At 41.9% G+C, this 18,514-nt stretch carries 16 protein-coding genes; 8 read left to right on the top strand and 8 right to left on the bottom strand.

The genetic code is table 11. The features are described 5' to 3' along the window. Positions 1–18: 18 nt before the first annotated feature. Together H6G92_RS25850 and H6G92_RS25845 are read left to right on the top strand one after the other, a co-directional pair. Positions 19–504 (top strand): DUF2243 domain-containing protein, encoded by a 486-nt coding sequence (locus H6G92_RS25850; RefSeq protein WP_190897159.1) that lies wholly within the window; start codon positions 19–21, stop codon positions 502–504. Positions 505–562: 58 nt separating this feature from the next. Then, positions 563–1,171: a DUF4129 domain-containing protein gene (locus H6G92_RS25845; RefSeq protein ID WP_190897156.1), complete on the top strand. Its 609-nt coding sequence runs from the start codon at positions 563–565 to the stop codon at positions 1,169–1,171. Positions 1,172–1,338: 167 nt separating this feature from the next. Here H6G92_RS25845 and H6G92_RS25840 read toward each other — a convergent pair whose 3' ends face one another. Then, positions 1,339–2,622 (bottom strand): aspartate aminotransferase family protein, encoded by a 1,284-nt coding sequence (locus tag H6G92_RS25840; protein ID WP_190897155.1) that lies wholly within the window; start codon positions 2,620–2,622, stop codon positions 1,339–1,341. A gap of 128 nt (positions 2,623–2,750) precedes the next feature. On the opposite strand from H6G92_RS25840, the gene H6G92_RS25835 reads away from it, so the two are divergent. After that, positions 2,751–2,921 (top strand): hypothetical protein, encoded by a 171-nt coding sequence (locus H6G92_RS25835; RefSeq protein ID WP_206758846.1) that lies wholly within the window; start codon positions 2,751–2,753, stop codon positions 2,919–2,921. Between the two features lie 281 nt (positions 2,922–3,202). Here H6G92_RS25835 and H6G92_RS25830 read toward each other — a convergent pair whose 3' ends face one another. Beyond that, on the bottom strand, positions 3,203–4,990 hold the full coding sequence (locus tag H6G92_RS25830; protein ID WP_190897151.1) for an ABC transporter substrate-binding protein: 1,788 nt from the start codon (positions 4,988–4,990) through the stop codon (positions 3,203–3,205). Positions 4,991–5,449: 459 nt separating this feature from the next. Here H6G92_RS25830 and H6G92_RS25825 point away from each other — a divergent pair, with 459 nt between their 5' ends. Further along, positions 5,450–6,466 (top strand): potassium channel family protein, encoded by a 1,017-nt coding sequence (locus H6G92_RS25825; RefSeq protein ID WP_190897149.1) that lies wholly within the window; start codon positions 5,450–5,452, stop codon positions 6,464–6,466. Between the two features lie 297 nt (positions 6,467–6,763). On the opposite strand, the gene H6G92_RS25820 is transcribed toward H6G92_RS25825, so the two are convergent. Together H6G92_RS25820 and H6G92_RS25815 are read right to left on the bottom strand one after the other, a co-directional pair. Further along, positions 6,764–7,780, bottom strand: coding sequence for a heme-dependent oxidative N-demethylase family protein (locus H6G92_RS25820; protein ID WP_390625491.1), 1,017 nt, complete (start codon positions 7,778–7,780; stop codon positions 6,764–6,766). A gap of 97 nt (positions 7,781–7,877) precedes the next feature. Beyond that, positions 7,878–8,435 carry a methylmalonic aciduria and homocystinuria type D protein gene (locus H6G92_RS25815; RefSeq protein WP_190897147.1) on the bottom strand — a complete coding sequence of 186 codons (558 nt, stop codon included), beginning with the start codon at positions 8,433–8,435 and terminating at the stop codon, positions 7,878–7,880. A gap of 288 nt (positions 8,436–8,723) precedes the next feature. On the opposite strand from H6G92_RS25815, the gene H6G92_RS25810 reads away from it, so the two are divergent. Beyond that, entirely contained in the window at positions 8,724–8,915 is a 192-nt protein-coding gene (locus H6G92_RS25810; RefSeq protein WP_190897145.1) for a hypothetical protein, read from the top strand. On the opposite strand, the gene H6G92_RS25805 is transcribed toward H6G92_RS25810, so the two are convergent. From H6G92_RS25805 to rsmH, 3 genes are all read right to left on the bottom strand, one after another. Further along, entirely contained in the window at positions 8,912–9,118 is a 207-nt protein-coding gene (locus H6G92_RS25805) for a glycogen debranching protein (protein WP_190897143.1), read from the bottom strand. The genes H6G92_RS25810 and H6G92_RS25805 overlap by 4 nt on opposite strands. A gap of 144 nt (positions 9,119–9,262) precedes the next feature. After that, the gene (locus tag H6G92_RS25800; RefSeq protein ID WP_190897141.1) at positions 9,263–9,916 is read right to left on the bottom strand and encodes a MotA/TolQ/ExbB proton channel family protein; all 654 of its coding nucleotides are present in this window, start codon (positions 9,914–9,916) and stop codon (positions 9,263–9,265) included. A gap of 75 nt (positions 9,917–9,991) precedes the next feature. Beyond that, positions 9,992–10,888, bottom strand: a complete 897-nt coding sequence (gene rsmH, locus H6G92_RS25795) for a 16S rRNA (cytosine(1402)-N(4))-methyltransferase RsmH (RefSeq protein WP_190897139.1) — start codon at positions 10,886–10,888, stop codon at positions 9,992–9,994. 415 nt (positions 10,889–11,303) lie between these two features. Here rsmH and H6G92_RS25790 point away from each other — a divergent pair, with 415 nt between their 5' ends. The 3 genes from H6G92_RS25790 (at position 11,304) to H6G92_RS25780 (ending at position 17,064) form a co-directional block, all read left to right on the top strand. Beyond that, positions 11,304–12,488: an NAD(P)H-quinone oxidoreductase subunit H gene (locus H6G92_RS25790; protein ID WP_012411270.1), complete on the top strand. Its 1,185-nt coding sequence runs from the start codon at positions 11,304–11,306 to the stop codon at positions 12,486–12,488. Positions 12,489–12,707: 219 nt separating this feature from the next. Continuing rightward, positions 12,708–16,172 carry a helicase-related protein gene (locus tag H6G92_RS25785; RefSeq protein ID WP_190897137.1) on the top strand — a complete coding sequence of 1,155 codons (3,465 nt, stop codon included), beginning with the start codon at positions 12,708–12,710 and terminating at the stop codon, positions 16,170–16,172. A gap of 331 nt (positions 16,173–16,503) precedes the next feature. Then, the gene (locus tag H6G92_RS25780; protein ID WP_190897135.1) at positions 16,504–17,064 is read left to right on the top strand and encodes a Uma2 family endonuclease; all 561 of its coding nucleotides are present in this window, start codon (positions 16,504–16,506) and stop codon (positions 17,062–17,064) included. Positions 17,065–17,131: 67 nt separating this feature from the next. Here H6G92_RS25780 and H6G92_RS25775 read toward each other — a convergent pair whose 3' ends face one another. Then, the gene (locus tag H6G92_RS25775) at positions 17,132–18,085 is read right to left on the bottom strand and encodes a DUF4351 domain-containing protein (RefSeq protein ID WP_190897182.1); all 954 of its coding nucleotides are present in this window, start codon (positions 18,083–18,085) and stop codon (positions 17,132–17,134) included. Between the last annotated feature and the right edge of the window lie 429 nt (positions 18,086–18,514).

The following is an 18,514-nucleotide window of genomic DNA, read 5'->3' as shown; positions in this document are numbered from 1 at the left end:
CTATCTATGAGGTTGACAATGGAGGCGAAAAGTGAAACTCCCAACCGACGCGCACCACTAATTACTGCTGGAATTTTTCTTGGTGTGGGTCTTGGAGGGTTTATTGATGGAATTTTACTGCATCAGCTCCTCCAGTGGCATCACATGCTCAGTAACATTCGACCTCTGAACAACACGGCGAATATAGATTTGAACATGGTATGGGATGGATTATTTCATACCTTGGATTGGGTATTCACCGTGATAGGAGTTGTCTTACTATGGCGTGCTGGAGGGCGTGATGATGTCCCTTGGTCATCACAGACCTTTATAGGGTCAATACTGATTGGGACTGGGTTGTTTGACTTGGTTGAAGGTTTAATTGACCACCAAATTCTCGGTATCCATCATGTGAAACCAGGGCCAAATGAGTTAGCTTGGGATCTGGGATTTCTTGCATTCGGTGCGCTACTTGTTGTTACCGGCTGGATAATGATAAAAAAGTCAAGAGTCATTAGTCATTAGTCATTGGATATAAGTTATTCCCCCTTCTCCCCTTGTCCCCAGTTCCCCACTCCCCCCTATGCCTACAGATACTTTTGAAAAAACTAGCTGGAGTTGGCAGTTGTCTCAATTCCAACAACAAGTGGGAGAATGGTGGGAATACCAGTTTTACCGCTTTGAACGAGTTCTGCCAGAATTGCCTACTGGATGGTCGATTAGCCCAAGGCTTGGTGAGTTGCTAAAATTCCTGTTTTGGCTGGTAGTAGGCTTATTTATAGCTTGGGTGGGTTGGCGATTATGGCGAGAATTCAGTCCTTATCTATATTCTTGGCTGAATAGAAGTGGCAATCTCACTGATTTTCGCGTAAAAGCTGGCTCCAGTGAGGCATCCGTAACCCTTTTGTTGGAGCGATCGCAACAATTTTACCGTCAAGGTAACTACCGTGAGGCTTGCCGTTGTATTTATTTAGCGATGTTGCAGCAGTTGCATCAAAACGCTATCGCACCCCACAAACTCAGCCGCACAGATGGAGAATATCTGCAATTGCTGCGATCGTCTGTGACTCCCATACAGCCTTATGAAACTTTAATTACTACTCACGAGCAATTATGTTTTGGTAATGCCGAGATTTTGCCAGACAATTATGAGCAGTGTCGGCAAGCCTATCGGGAAATTTCTCCAGAATGAAGAGAACGTGGGGACGCGGGGATAAGGATACTCAACGCATATATACTTTAAAAAATCAATAATTTTAGTGAAACTTAATATAAAACTAAGAAAAAGCGAGAGATAAGCATAAACACTTATCCTCGCTTTTTGATTACCTAAGCTGTGAGAGTTGCGATTTTGATTACCTAAGCTGTGAGAGTTGCGATCGCCTGATCCACAGCTTCCAAGGCAGTGTTTACTTCCGCTTCTGTGACAATTAGCGGTGGTACAAACCGGATTACTTTTGGCCCGGCTGGTACAAGTAATACGCCCTCGTTGATGGCAGCATTGACGACATCGGCTGCGGTTAGCGCAATGTCGGCTCGCAACTCCAAACCGTTGATTAAACCCCAACCCCGAACTTCACTAATGTGTTGAGGATATTTCGCTGCGATCGCTCTCAATCCAGATCGCAATTGTTCACCCCTATCTTGCACATTCTGCAAAATATTTTCCCGTTCCAATGTCTGGCAGACACTGAGTGCCACACCACACACAAAAGGATTTCCGCCAAAGGTGCTGGCGTGTTCCCCTGGTTGAAAAACATCACAGAATTTCTTGCTCATCATTGCACCGATGGGGATACCGCCACCTAAGCCTTTGGCACTGGTGAAAATATCCGGTTCAACGCCGAGATATTCGTAAGCCCATAATTTGCCACTGCGCCCCATACCAACTTGCACTTCGTCGAAAATCAACAAAACGCCAGTTTCGTCGCAAATCTGCCGGAGCTTTTTGAAGTAGGCAACATCTCCCGGACGCACACCGCCTTCTCCCTGCAATGGCTCAATCAGAATTGCTGCTACACGGTAATCGCCTTCATCTAACTCGCTAATCGCCACTTCCACAGCGTTAATATCGTTGTAATTTACGTAGTGGAAACCAGGAACTAAAGGATCAAAATACTTTTGATACTTCGGTTGTGCAGTGGCAGTAATTGTTGCCAAAGTCCGTCCGTGGAAACTGGCATTGGCGGTTAAAATAATCGGTTTTTCAATGTCTAATACTGTGTGGGCATATTTCCGCGCCAGTTTAATTGCGGCTTCGTTAGCTTCAGCTCCAGAATTGCAGAAAAATACGCGATCGGCACAGGAATGATCAACGAGCCATTTTGCTAATTCACCTTGTTCAGGAATGTAGTACAAATTAGAGACATGGTGCAGCTTCTGGATTTGACGTGTTACCGCTTCTACCATAACTGGGTGGGCGTGTCCCAAAGTACAAGTGGCAATTCCCGCTACAAAGTCCAGATATTCACGCCCCTGTGTATCCCAAACCCGGCATCCAGTACCCCGTTCTAGGGCTAAGGGAAACCGGCCGTAGGTAGACATGACAGCTTCATTAAAGCTATCTGCATCAAAGGGGCTAGATGCTACAGACCCTGAATCTGGGGGGATGGTGGCTTGGTCAACGAGAGTTTGTAGGCTCACTACCGCTCCTCCTGAGAGTTTTTCATCATATAGTTATTTACTAGTTTCCTAGAAATCCCTAAAAATTACTTTTTATTTAGCACAACTCGTACTTCTTCTTAAGCTAACGCTTATATAAGCTCAAAGGCATGGCGGTGGTGAAAAAAACTTTGTACTCAACACTTGAGCAAGAGGATGAGCGACAGGCAATTTGCATAGGCGCAGCCCGTCCTCGTTATCCTGACAATTCAGCGGCATCTGGAAAACCTCACTTCTATTTCTCTCTCCTAAAAAAAGCTACGGTGTACACACAAGTCTAATAACCTAGCCCTACAACGTTTTGATCCCCCCTAACCCCCCTTTTTTAAGGGGGGAATAGATTCAAAGTCCTCCTTTTTAAGGAGGATTTAGGAGGATCTACAACGATTTTGGTTTTGTACAGAGATGTGTGTACACCGTAGCCTAAAAAAAGAGAGACTTTGAATTTCCCCCTTCCCGCATCGAGAAGGGGGTTAGGGGGTTAGGTTAATCGTTACCTTTTCCACATAACGTGAAAAGTCAGCCTCGTTATCAAGGGTGATCTATACGAATTATGAATTAGTTATTTTTCTGTGATTTTCAGTTCATCAATATTCCAAAAAGTCGGCCCCAAGGCAGAAAACTTGATGGGATTGACACGTTCACGCACTGCCTGAAATGAGATTGGATTCACAAGGCAGAATATCGGTAACTGTTCAGCAACGATTTGCTGAAATCTGTCATAAATCGCCTTGCGCTTGCTCTGGTCTAGTTCTTTGACTCCTGCGTCAAAAAGACTGTCAATTTCTCTCTCCCATTCAGAAACTACCCATCCTTGGAGTGGGGGTTTTCCTGGTGGAGCACCTTGGTTGAACTGATGAAATGAGCCTTGACTAGTCCAAAATAAAGATAGAAGATTAGGTTCAACATCTGCACCGGGAACACCAAACGCACCTACATAACAATCCCAATCTCGACGAGAGAGCAGCTTTTGCAATACTACGTTAAAACTGACTACCTGCATATCTGCTTTGATCCCAATTTGACTGAGGTCTTGTTGGATTTGAACTGCGGCATCGATTCTTGATTGATCTTCCGATTTCACCAAGAGATTGAATTGCACCCGATTTCCATCTTGGTCTAACAGTTCTTTTTGGGAGTTGTACCTAAACCCAGCCTCTAACAACATCTGCCTAGTTTTCTGGGGATTATAATCATAAATTTTTAGCCCTGCTGCTGGGGACAAGTAATAGGGACTTTGAACAGCAATTGGCGAATGTTGGATTTCCCCTAAACCGCGATAGATATTAGTTTTCATGCGGTTGCGATCAATGGCATAAGCGACTGCTTGCCTAAAAACTAAGTTATTAAACCATCGAGATTTAATTGGATCTATAAAAGGCTTACCTTTGCGATCGCGACCTTGGTTAAGATTGAAACCCACAAAGCTAAAACCCGCAGTAGTTCCACCATTGTAAATAATGTATTTGCCTCGCTTTTCCTCTTTCTTGAGTAACCCAAATACTGCTGGTGTCACATTTAAATTATCCAGTTCCCCTGAGCGAAATCTGAGTAACTGATTTTCGGTAGAAGCAATAATTTGCCAGACAATACGTTCAATATAAGGCTGAGGATTTTTTTGAATATCTTTGCGCCAGTAATAGGGGTTGCGTCGTAAAATCACCCGTTCAGAAGGAGTATAGCTTTCTATTTTGTAAGGCCCATTGGAGATGATTTTTTGCGGATCAGTATTGGTTCCCCACATTGAAAGAAACTGAGGATTACCATTGGCATCATTGGATAATACAGAAGAACGCAAGGCATGAGCGGGCAAAATTGCTAGTCTTTCGGCGTATCTCAAAAAAGGGGCAAAAGGTTCCACAAAAGTAAACTCAACTCGCAGATCATCTAGTTTCTGCACTGATGGGAAAGTTTCTGTGTTACCAATACGTAAAAAATCTCTATATAAAGTGGGAATTTTTTTATTAAGATAAATATCTTTATAAGTAAAGACTACATCATCTGCCGTGAGAGGTTCACCATCTGACCATTTTAACCCTGTTTTTAATGTAAAAACAATTCGCTTTTGATCGGCAGATATTGACCAAGATTCTGCTAGTCCAGGCTCCAACTTTGTAGTAATAACATTCTCATCGATCAATCCCTTGTAAATTAAAGGAAAAACACTGTAGGGAGAGTCATTAATGGCATAGTTAAAAGTAGTTGGATCACTTAGCGAAACTAAAACTAATTGAGCTACCTGAGATGCTTTGCTTTTCATCTGTGTCGGGTGACAGCTTGTGAGCAAGAAACAACAAGATAGCAGCAAACCAACTACCAAATTCAGAGGTCGAACAACAGCAGCGATCATCTCTAGTTATCTACCTTACAGCTACTATCTACACAGTACAGTATGGTGATTGAGCAGTTAATAGCTGGGGCGATGCCAGCGGCGGGCAAGGCCTACGCACTGGGCAGTGTTTTCAGATGGTTTTACCAAGGCTGTTTTGGGGCAGCCATAAGGTAGTTTTAGTCTCAATACTGTTCGGTTAAGGCAAGAGACGCGATAAATCGCCGTCTCTACAATAATCAGTCTTTCGTCTTGACGGCGATTTATCGCGTCTTTGTAATGATTTAACGTAACTATTTCATTAATTTTACGTTGCGTAACTTAGTTTGATTTCTTCTTGCCCAGTTATTTAGTTTCAATATACTAAAAAGGACGAATGGTATAAAGTTAGTAGAAAACTAGAAAAATTAGGTTAAAAGTACTATTGTTACGTCATTTTCAACACTTGAGCAAAAATATAAACGTATCCAAAAGGAGTTAATGGCTGGGGCGATCGCTCTTGGCGGTGTTTTCTTCATTGGCACTTTGTGGTACTCGTTAGTGGAAGGCTGGTCATGGGAAGATGCAGCTTACATGACAGTCATTACCTTAGCCACTGTGGGATATAGTGAGACGCACCCACTGGGTAGCCGAGGACGATTGTTTACAATTGCCCTGATTTTGTTGGGTGTAATGAATATCGGTTACATTGTCAACAGATTTACAGAAGCGATTATTCAAGGCTACTTTCAAGAAGGAATTCGGCTACAGCAACAGAGGCGGTTAATGGAATCCCTAACAGAACACTACATCATTTGTGGATTTAGCCGGACTGGTCGTCAAATTGCCAAGGAATTTCGGGCAGAAGGTGTACCTTTTGTGGTGATTGATTCAGACATGGAATCTATACAAAGGGCGCAGATGGAAGGTTACACAGCATACCAAGGTGACGCTACCCTAGATGACACACTTCTGAAAGTTGGCGTTGAACGGGCGATTTGTATCGTTGCAGCCCTTCCTTCAGATGCGGAAAATTTATATATTGTTTTATCAGCAAAAACTCTGAATACAGGAATTCGGGCGATCGCCCGCGCAAGTACAGAAGAAGCTTTGCAGAAGTTACAACGCGGTGGCGCAGATGAAGTGATTTCTCCCTATATTACTGGTGGAAAGCGGATGGCTGCTGCGGCACTCAGACCCCAAGTGTTGGACTTTGTAGATGGGATTTTGACAGGTGCAGACCGCCAATTGTATATGGAAGAATTTTTACTTGACCCGGCTTTTTGCCCCTTTGTGGGTCAGAGTCTGCAAAAAGCGAGATTGCGATCGCAATCTGGGGCATTAGTTCTGGCAATTCGCCGCGTTGATGGGACTTTAATCGGTGGCCCCACTGGTGATACGGTTCTAATGTCGGGAGATCGGCTAATTGGTATGGGTACAGCTGAACAGTTGCGTAGTCTGAACCAAATTCTCGGCCCGATTAATTCCAAGCAACTACGGCGACCGAAAAATAGCTGATATTAGGGACTTCCAAATAAAAAAATATACCATCGCTATAGAGGCAGGGGGCAGGGGGCAGGGAGCAGGGGGAGGGATAGTCGTAGTGAAGTCCAGAAATTGGATAATTTAAGTTCTGGAAGTCCCTTATTTTTCCTTATTGACAGCCGAATCTCTGCAAATAGCATTTAATAGTTTATTTCATGTCCGCTTAATTAGTTATTATTCAGGGCATCTATGCAAAAATCTTAAAACTCTCTTTCCCCCTGCTCCCTGCCCCCTGCGGTCTTAATGATAAGTCTTTTACCGGACATGATATTAAGCCTCCTCTAGCCACTGCAAAATACTAGCCTTGCTCTCTACCAAACCTTTGTATACTAAAGCTTCTGGTGCCATAGACTGAATTGCAGCATACAGCTTAGACCTTAACACTGGGTTTTTTCTCACTACACCACAATCTCTAAAGTAAGTACGAATAGTAAAAAGTGCAGCTTCATACTCCGGTAGTCCCCAAATTACTTGGCGCTCAATTCGCAGATAAAGCTGGGGATGCTGTGGATCAAAGCTTCTACCTTGCCATTTACTAACTGACACACCAGGCGGCGGTTCGGGATGGTGGTTAAGGCGGGTGTCGGTACTCAAGCCCCAAGCAAAGCGCACCATTGGTTTGTGGGTAATCATTGTATTAGCGATCGCACTTGCACGCCGATTAATTTTTTCCATACCAGCCACAGGTGCATGTATCGTAGCGAAATCTCTACCAATTTTTTCCTCAGCTGACCAGTGATTGGGATAGCAGAGATGAACTGCACTCAGCCAGTTCCTACCATCAGCAGATCGGCAGATAATTGTCAGGTCTTCTTGTACCTGTGCTGCAAGTGCATCAAGAGTAGAGGCGTAAGCTGGAAAAACTGGACTACTTTGAACTTGCTGTAATTGCCAATTTGCATCTAGGTAAAAAGTTTCTCCGGTCAGCTGGCTGTGAAATTTCAGGATGTTATCTATTGACTTTTGACAGTTAAAATGCTGGGGGTGTTCTTGGGTGAGGCGATTAATTATTAAACGAGCGATCGCACCTGCTACAGTCTGAGAATAATTGCAGGTTTGATAGTACTTGTTCAACCGTTCCGCACGGGATAAAAGTTTAATCTGACGGTAGTGGGTAAAATCATCATCAATTTGAAATACCTGCTGATCAGACTGAGTATTACCAAAACAGAAACCAAAAGGCATCATCCCCGGCTTGACTTCGTAGCGTCCACTCATGAGAGGGAAATAGCAAGCCGCACTACTAGAGGCTTCGACTGTCCTAGCTTCCTGGAACAAGTTGTCTATAGACACAGATTCTATAATGCTGGTTTTTTATTCTCCTCATTTCCAATATATATGAAGGAATGAGGAAGATCAGGAAGAAATAACCAATGACTAATGACTAATAATCAATTTCTTTCCACCCATGTATAGATGCTATGCCTTTTGTAACCCATTCGATCACAATTGGGGGAGCTTCTGATATCAAGATGCTAGGATAAACTGCTGCACCCCAATCGGGATGCACTAACACACGGCATTGATTTTTAATCACTGGATAGTTGAGCAAAGCTTTGACAACTGCTGTGTCATCGTGGGGAATTGCTCCGGGATGAGACAGTAAAGGATAGCCTGTACGAGGGTCTATCAAGTCTGTTAAATAGCCGCGATCGCGCAAATTAAATGCCAAATCGCAGCCAAATCTCATAAACTTTTCTCGCAAGCGTTCTTTCTCTGACTCTACTTCTGCTGTTTTTTCGACTAATTGATAACGCGATTGTTGTAATACAATCACTACTCGTAAAAATGGCTGCCGTTTCCAATCTGGTAATATCCGTTCGCAGTTGGCACAGATATATTGACTGGGAGCATGAATTGAAATTTGAACCGCTTGTCCCGTTTCGCCAACTAAATTAATGGGACAGGCTTGCTCCGAAGTGTAAACTTTGGGATAGTTCACTAAATTGATTCGGCTTATACAAGTTTTTTAATTTAATCTACGGTATAGATGATACCTCTTAAAAGTTCAGAAAAATCATCAAATTTATATAATATGTTACTTTTTTGGGAAGTAGTTACTAATAATTTGAGAATTTTAATCCGAACTTTATCCTTTATTAACCTGTTTTAATGGGATTTGCTGCGATCGCTGTAGGCATTGGCATAAATGCAGTGGGTAGTAGACAAGCGATGCCTATGGCGGGCTACGCCTACGCTCCTGAAATATATTTGAGCAAAATCCCAAAAAATGACTTCCATCTCAGACGATTTGCAGTCAAAACCAAAATGGTATAACTGTCAGCAAAGCTGGAGTAAACAGGCTTCTGGTGAAGTAAAGCGTGTCGAAGTTTTACTCAAAGGTGAGCAAGAAAAACAAACTAATCTTATCTGCTTGGAAAAAGTTAGAGTTATTAGCCTACTTTCCATAGCACCCAATTAATTGAGTTTTAAAGAATTCACCGGCACTTCATCCCAAGAATCCACTGTCCGCAATTGTGCTACCCAACCTGCTGCCTTTTGTGTCTCGGTCAAATTATTCTGAAAGGAATCATGACACTCTTTGGCTTGAGATTCATTACAAGTGGCAATACAGGCATGAATCATCCCAGATGGATCAATTTGCTCATTTACCCAAATAATCATGAAATATTTCCTCAAGAACTGTAGCGAAAAAACCTATTCGTCATTTTAGAATACTATTAGGGCCGAAAATTGTAGAGCAACATCGGTAACAAATAGTGAACTAATCCAATTACCGATTACTAATTTTCATTACCCAGTTCCGCTTTATCTGGTAGGCACATAGGATTTATCTCCTCTTTCGTAGCGGCGGCGGTAGAGTAATTCTAACTGTCCACCATATTCTTGAATCCAGGCAATCTGGCGCTGGTAGAGTCCTCGGAAGGTATTTGCAAATAAAAGTGTAAAAATTGCCACTACCAACCCTGATGCTGTGGATACTAAAGCTTCACTAATTCCAGATGTTACACCTGTTGTTTTAGTACCTCCCACATCTCCGATATTTAGAGAGGCAAAGGAGTTAATTAATCCTAAAACAGTGCCGAGAAGTCCCAACAAAGGAGCAAGACCAATAATTGTCTCAAAAATATTTTGGGAGCGCTTGAGTAAGGGGATTTCGGCTTGTGCTTCACTTTCTAATGCCAAACGAAATTCCTCTGGTGTCGGCTCTTCCAATTCTAAAGCTGCTAAAAAAATTCGAGCAATCGGTAAATCAGTATTTTTCTGCAATTTATCTAAAGCACTAACTACATTATCAAGGCGATAAAGCTGTAGCACCTCTCGCACTACCTTGTTTTGCCGATTATTTATCCTTACCCAAAAGATGATCCGTTCGATAATCAGCGCTACTCCTAACAAAGAGAACGCTAGCAGAGGCCACATGACCACGCCACCTGCTGTAAACAGATTACTTATTTCCATTTATTATTTTTTAACTCTTCAACAACGCTAGGTTAACAGATCGTTGAAATGGAGCAGTTTAACGCTGCATTATAGTTACAGCAACTTTTCAGCTATCCTCAATTTGGCCGATCGCGATCGCGGATTCTGACTAATTTCCTCTTCTTGAGCAATAATCGGTTTTTTTGTCAATACCTTTAATAAAGGTGAATTTCTTAAACCGTGTTTCACTGGACGGTCTTCCAAACTGTGAAAACTGATAATCGCAATTCTGCCACCAGGGACAAGGGCATTTGGCGCTTTATCCAAAAAGGTTTCTAGAGATTTTAACTCATCGTTGACGACAATTCGCAGAGCTTGAAAAACCCGGGTAGCGGGATGAATTCTCCCATAACGGTATTTCGGAGGAACAGAAGAAGCGATCGCATCAGCTAATTCTGTAGTCGTGTGCAACGGTCGCCGTTCTACAATACGTCTGGCAATGCGCCGCGATAATCTCTCCTCACCGTACTTAAAGAAAATATCTGCTAATTCTGTTTCATCCCAATTATTAATCACATCCGCAGCAGTTAGCGATCGCCCTCGATCCATTCGCATATCCAAATTTGCAGCTTGGCGAAAGCTAAAACCTCGTTCTGCTTGATCTAAATGGTAAGAACTTACCCCCAAATCGGCTAAAATACCATCGAAAGTGTTAGGGGGAAACTCGTAGTCAGCAAAATTGCTATAAATAAATTGTATGCGATCGCTAAACTCTGCTAATTCTTTCCTTGCTGCGGCTAAAGCATCTTCATCTTGGTCAACTGCCGTTACCCGTACATCCGCCGCAGCTTCCAAAATCAAGCGACTATGACCACCACCGCCTACCGTTACATCTAAATAATGTCCGCCTGGACGAACCGCCAAACCCTCAATTACCTCCCGTCCCAAAACGGAAATATGAGAAAAAGCCAGTTCTTCTAAATCTAGCGGTGTTTGTAAATCTGATTTCATTTTTAAATTTTAATTTTATTTTTGTTTCTATTTGGTAAGACTTACACTAAAAACCTCTTAAACTCTTATTTCTCCGTGTCTTCTGCGTCCTATGTGGTTCGATTTAAGTCCTGTTTAGTACTCATTCCCAATCACCAACATCAGGATTTTAAATGCAACAAGAGATTAAATGAAAAAAAACCTGTGCCTAAATCCCTTGCATATCAAGCTTCCCTATAATAATTGAAGAGGTGCAACGAAATGAAACATCAGTTACAACACCTTCGCTGCTATCCTCTCTCCAACATAACCCTGTAGAGTCAAATTTATATAGATTGCCCCTACAAACCTCATTTTGGCAGACTAGATAAATCGGCTGTGGTTGGCATCTGGGCGGTTCAATTCAAAATTTTCACGAACGGAGAACACGAAATCTATGACCAGACTAGAAACCCGCACTGAACCAATGGTGCTAAACATGGGGCCACACCACCCCTCAATGCACGGGGTTCTGCGGCTAATCATGACTCTGGATGGCGAGGATGTCGTTGACTGTGAACCGGTCATCGGCTACCTGCATCGAGGAATGGAAAAAATTGCTGAGAACCGCACTAATGTAATGTACGTCCCTTACGTTAGTCGCTGGGACTACGCGGCGGGAATGTTCAACGAAGCCGTCACTGTCAACGCCCCAGAAAAACTTGCAGGTGTTGCTGTCCCCAAACGTGCTAGCTACATCCGCGTCATCATGCTGGAGTTGAACCGCATTGCTAACCACTTGCTATGGTTTGGCCCTTTCCTTGCTGACGTAGGCGCACAAACTCCCTTCTTTTACCAGTTTCGGGAACGGGAGATGATTTATGATTTGTGGGAAGCCGCCACAGGTTATCGGATGGTAAATAACAATTACTTCCGTGTTGGTGGAGTAGCAGCCGATTTACCTTATGGTTGGGTAGATAAGTGTCTGGAATTCTGCGACTACTTATTGCCCAAAGTTGATGAGTACGAACGTTTAGTAACAGATAACCCTATCTTCCGGCGACGTGTTGAGGGTATTGGTACCATCACCCGTGAAGAAGCAATCAACTGGGGACTTTCTGGCCCAATGTTACGCGCTTCTGGCGTGCAATGGGATTTGCGGAAAGTTGACCATTACGAATGCTACGACGATTTCGACTGGGATGTGCAGTGGGAAACAGCCGGTGATTGCTTTGCCCGTTACGTAGTGCGGATGCGGGAAATGCGCGAATCTGTGAAGATTATTCGCCAAGCAATTAAAGGACTTCCTGGCGGCCCTTACGAAAATCTGGAAGCAAAACGTTTAGCGGCAGGTAAAAAATCTGAGTGGGACGCATTTGATTACCAATTCATCGGCAAAAAAGTTTCCCCTACTTTCAAGATACCCAAGGGTGAAATCTACGCCCGTGTAGAAAGTGGCAAAGGTGAATTGGGAATTTATTTGGTTGGCGATGATAACGTCTTCCCTGCACGGTGGAAAATTCGCGCCGCAGATTTCAACAACCTCCAGATTGTTCCACATTTACTGCGCGGAATGAAGGTTGCAGATATTGTGGTGATTCTTGGCAGTGTTGACGTAATCATGGGGTCTGTGGATAGGTAGAAAATATCTATCTAAACATTTTTTAGAGCAGTTGTATTATGCAACTGCTCTTTTTTTATAATTTTTGAAGACGCGATAAATTTTTGAAGACGCGATAAATCGCCGTCTCTACAAAGGATTGATTATTGTACAGACGGCGATTTATCGCGTCTCTAATCTAGCTAGAAAAATTTTTTACTCATATAACAGATGTACGAAATATTTATAGAGTTTTAAATAATGCCCCGCATTTTTGACAACATAGATTTGCAACTGCTACCAATTTTACGAGAAACCCTCAAAGTCTCTTATCGGGCAGATTTTTGCGTTGGCTACTTCAACCTCAGAGGTTGGCGAAGAATTGATGATTTAATCGAACAGTATGTTGGTAGTGAAAATGCTTGTTGTCGTTTGCTAATTGGGATGCAAAGCTTACCCAGTGATGAAGTTCACGCGGCATTTTCCCTGAGTAGTGGTGATGGAAGGATTGATAACAGTAGCATCGTGCGGTTTAAAAAACGCATGGCGGCAGAATTTCGTCAGCAGTTGACTATTGGTGCGCCGACTAATCAGGATGAAGCGGGGTTGCGGCGGTTAAGTCATCAGCTAAAAACTCAGAAAGTAATTATTAGACTGTTTTTGCGGCATTCTCTTCACGCCAAATTATATCTTGTATATCGTAATGACCCCAACGCTCCAACTGTGGGATTCTTGGGTAGCAGTAATTTAACCCTTCCCGGACTGGCAAAACAAGGGGAGTTGAATGTTGATATTTTAGACCACGATGCGTGTAATAAACTGCAAAAGTGGTTTAGCGATCGCTGGCAAGATTACGGTTGTGTAGATATTTCCCAAGAATTGGCGGAAATTATTGACCAAAGCTGGGCTAGGCAAGAGTTAGTTTCACCTTACTACATCTACCTGAAGATAGCTTACCACTTATCCCATGAAGCGATCGCAGGACTTTCAGAATTCCGCATCCCCCGCGAATTTAATAACTTATTTGATTTCCAAAAAGCTGCGGTACAGCTAGCAGCCCGTCATGTAACTAGGCGTGGTGGCGTGTTAGTGGGTGATGTGGTTGGTTTGGGCAAAACTTTAGTTGGAACCGCCCTTGCCAAAATATTACAAGAAGATTGTTATTTAGAAACGCTAATTATTTGCCCAAAAAACTTGGTTTCAATGTGGCAAGAATATGTAAATAACTATCGGCTACTTGCCGAAGTTATGCCAATTAGTCAAGTACAAAATAAATTACCAAAACTCCGCCGTTACCGCGTTGTGTTAATTGATGAAAGTCACAACTTACGAAACCGCGAAGGCAAACGTTATCGAGCAATTACAGAATATATTGCTACTAACGAAAGTAAATGTATTTTATTATCTGCTACTCCATACAATAAAAGTTATCTTGACCTTTCCGCCCAACTGCGGCTATTTGTGCCAGAAGACCAAGATTTAGGATTAAGACCAGAAGCTTTAATTAATGAACTTGGTGGCAGTTCGATAGGAGAATTAGAGTTTATTAGAAAGCATCAATGTTCTGTCCGTTCTTTAGCTGCCTTTGAGAAAAGCGAACACCCTGATGACTGGCGAGAATTGATGAAGCGTTACATGGTGCGACGCACTCGCTCTTTTATTAAAGATAATTATGCCCACACAGATGAAACCGGACGGAAATATTTAGAATTTGCTGATGGGACACGTTCTTATTTTCCCCAGCGTCTACCTCGCAGTCTTAAGTTTCCTTTAGAAGGTTCTGACACTGACTTTTATTCTCGGCTTTACTCTGAGTTAGTAGTAGAAGTAATTAATCAACTGAACTTACCTCGTTATGGGCTAGGGAATTACGTTATTGCTAAACACAAACAGCCGCCTACAGACACCGAACAGCGTTTTCTTAATAGCTTATTCCGTGGCGGTAGGAGGTTAATGGGTTTTTCGCGCACTAATTTATTTAAACGTTTAGAAAGTAGTGGTGTTGCTTTTATTCAATCAATTGAACGTCATATATTACGGAACTTCATTTATTTATATGCCCTAGAAAATGGGCTTGATATTCCCATTGGAACTCAGGAAGCTGAGTTATTAGATACGAGTAATAATGATGAAGATGCTGATTCTGTAGCAGCAGCTTTGTTTGATACTGAAACGGAAGAAGATGATTCTGACCTAACCCCCCAGCCCCCTTCCCTAGTAGGGAAGGGGGAGAATTCAAAGCCTCTCTCTTTGCAGGAGAGAGGTTTGGAGAGAGGTTTTCCAGATTATGTGAAAAGTCAAGAAAATATTTTTCGTCAAAGAGCAGAATCAATTTACCAAGAATATACCACGCGATATCAAAGGCGATTTAAGTGGTTGCGTTCTACACTTTTTGATATTAAAAAACTGAAACGGGATTTATTAGAAGATGCCAAAGCACTGATTAATGTGCTGCAACAGTGTGGCGAGTGGAATTCTCAAAAGGATGAAAAACTTACTGCTTTAATCAAACTGTTAACAAAAACTCATCCAAAGGATAAAGTACTAATTTTCACACAATTTGCCGATACAGTCCGCTACCTTACAGAGAATTTGCAGTCGAGTCGTATTACTAATGTAGCTGGGGTGACAGGTCAATCTAAAGACCCAACAGTAATGACGGGAAGATTTAGCCCTGTGAGTAATGGAAAACGTGAACAAATTTCATCATCAGATGAGTTGCGGATTTTAATCGCCACCGATGTTTTAAGTGAAGGTCATAATTTACAAGATTGTGCAATTATCGTCAATTGGGATTTACCTTGGGCGATTATTCGCTTAATTCAACGCGCTGGAAGAGTAGACCGCATTGGACAAAATGCTGATAAAATTCTCTGTTATTCTTTTTTACCAGCCGAGGGAGTAGAACGGATTATTAATTTGCGGGGACGACTCCGCAAACGACTGCAAGAAAATGCTGAAGTGGTGGGAACTGATGAAGCATTTTTTGAAGATGATGATGCACGGGTAATTCTCGACCTCTACAACGAGAAATCTGGAGTTTTAGATGGCGAAGAAGATACAGAAGTTGATTTGACTTCAGAAGCGTTTCAAATTTGGAAAAAAGCCACCGATAATAATCCAGGTTTGAAAAAAACCATTGAAGAAATGCAAAATGTAGTTTATTCTACCCGCGCCCATACTCCGCAACCTGTGCAACCAGAGGGAGTATTGCTTTATATGAAAACCACTGAGGGAAATGATTCTTTGATTTATGTTGACCGCGATGGAAATAGCGTTACTCAATCACAATTAGCAGTGCTTCGGGTAGCGGCATGTGAAGAATCTACCCCAGCAATACCGAGAGATAAACAGCATCACGAGTTAGTACAAAAAGGTTCTGAATTGATTGCTGAAGATGAGAAAAATGGAGGTGGTCAATTAGGGCGACCATCAGGTGCAAGGTTCCGCACTTATGAACGGCTGAAGGGTTATGTTCAAGAAATGAAAGGAACACTATTTGTTAGTGAAGAACTTTTAAAAGCAATTGATGAGATTTATCGTTATCCTTTGCGACAGTCAGCTATTGATACTCTGAATCGTCAACTGAGAAGCGGTATTAATAGTCAGGTGTTGGCTGAGTTAGTAGTGGCGTTACGCATGGATGACCGTTTGTGTATTGTGACAGAAGAATTGGAGAAACGAGAACCTCAGATTATTTGTTCGCTGGGATTATTTGATAATTAAGCGAATGGAATTCGCGGCTACACAAACATAGACGCTTTGCGGCTTCCCGCAGGGTAGTCCACCTCCGTTGCAATACGGTTCGGTTAAGATCCCCCCGCCTACGGCGACCCCCTTAAAAAGGGGGTATCAAGAGGGTTTTAAGCCCCCCTTTTTAAGGGGGGTTGGGGGGATCTTCGAGGAATAAACACGTTAACCGAACCGTATTGACCTCCGTGGAATAAGAAAAAATTAAAGGCTTTTAACCTGCGGAGGCAGGTTTTGTCTGTATAGCCGCGACTTCTAGTCGCCAGAGCTTTAAAGATATAATTTAACTATTTTAGGAGTAATTTTTATGGTTATATTATCATCTAATCTTTCTTTAACAGAGTTTCTGAAATTACCAGAAACTAAACCAGCTAGTGAATATATTGATGCAAAAATCTACCAAAAACCAATACCGCAGGGAAAACATAGCAGAATCCAAACTCGTTTATCAACCGAGATTAATCAGGTAAGCGAACCTGAGCAAAAGGCTTTAGCATTAACTGAATTACGCTGCACATTTGGAGGACGTTCTTTAGTTCCAGATATTGCTGTATTTGAGTGGTCACGGCTTATTGTTGATAAAGATGAGGAAATTGCCAATAAATTTGAAGCTTATCCAGATTGGATAATTGAAATTCTCTCACCTGACCAATTTCCTAACCGGGTGATTGATAAAATTATTTTCTGCATTAATCATGGGACAAAATTAGGTTGGTTTTTTGACTCTAATGATAAATCTGTGATGGTATTTCAACCTAATAAGTTGCCAGAAGTAAAATATAATAATGATAAATTGGCTGTTCTTGATGAATTAGCAGATTGGCAAATTACGCCAGCAGATATATTTAGTTGGTTAAAGGTTAAATAGTAAATCAATATATCAATGCTAGGGTACGTTAGCCTTTGGCGTAACGCACCCTACTGGATTTTAAAAATTAAACTGTTTGATTGGCTTCCAACCAGTTAAGTAAATCCTCAATGGCTGTAAAATCCAATAAAGCCTCGCCAAGTGCTTCTAATTGCTCTAAAGAAAGAGTTTGAATGCGCCCCCGAACCTCTTGTGGTAACTCTCCTACCCGTTTTTGTAGTTGCCGTAACACGAGGGTTTGTCCTTGTTCTTGTTTTCCCCGCTCGTAACCAATGCGCTCCCCTGTGGTAATGTAGCTCATAGTTCGCTCCTGCTCAAATTGCTTAAACTCTTGCCAAAATTCTGCTTCTAAGGCTTTTGGTAAAATCATAACCCAATCAATAAATCGATAAAGGTTACGAATATCTTTTTCTTGCAATCCTAATTCATACAATCTGCGAATCAAGCTAAATTTCCAAGCTTTACGTTCTCCTGGCTTTTTATTTGTTTGCTGCGTCTTCAAATGCGCCGTTACTACAGTTGCAAATGGATTGTCGCTGGCTTCTAATTCTGTCCAACGATTTTGATAATCCAGCAGCTTGACAGTTCCAAATTCAAAGTTAAGCCTGGTATTGGGATAATTATAACTATATTGATTGGGTCGCCATTTCGGGTCTGTATCGCACAAAATCGCCAAACTTATGGCAGGTTTCCCAAATCTGTCAAAAATTCGCAGGTTGTAGGAAAACATTCTTTCTGCAAAGGTGTCTTCTGATTTTGCCTGGATTTCTACATGGATTAATAGCCAAACTTCTTGTCCTTGAATTTGCCAGACTTTAACTAATTTATCTGCATATCTTCTACCAAGTTCGGCTTCGCGGGCTATTTGTTGAAATTCCTTATCAAGAAATTCGTGGGGACGTTCCCAATTAATTATTTTTGCTGTTTGAGGAAAGAAAAATTGCATTGCTTGGGGAAAATAAGCTTCTAAAATTTCTTTCCAAGGGCTATCATTATCTGCTCTTTCCAGTTCCTCAGTCATCAGTTGATTGCTAGATGGTGTAGTCATCTTAAATCATTTGTGAACTCCAAAGTCAACCTCTATGGACGTAGCTGCGAATTACTTTTACTTCTCAACCTACGCTTATACCAAATGGCAAGAGACGCGATGAATCGCCGTCTCTACAATAGTTAGCCCTTTGTAGAGACGGCGATTTATCGCGTCTTTGTTATATTGCGGAAAACACCGAAATGAGAAAGCATTTAAGCATTTTGAGTAAGCAATATCTCCTTTTGCTTGCTAAATCTACCGAAATGAGAAAGCATTTAAGCATTTTGAGTAAGCAATATCTCTTTTTGCTTGCTAAATCTACCGAAATGAGAAAGCATTTAAGCTTTTTGAGTAAGCAATTAGGCATTTTGAGAAAGCATTTAAGTATTTTGAGAAAGCAATTAGGTATTTTAAGAAAGT

The sequence above is a fragment of the Nostoc foliaceum FACHB-393 genome, assembly GCF_014698505.1.
Lineage (GTDB): Bacteria > Cyanobacteriota > Cyanobacteriia > Cyanobacteriales > Nostocaceae > Nostoc > Nostoc foliaceum_A.
The sequence above is the reverse complement of the archived record's forward strand: the minus strand, read 5'-3'. Positions and strand labels throughout refer to the sequence as shown.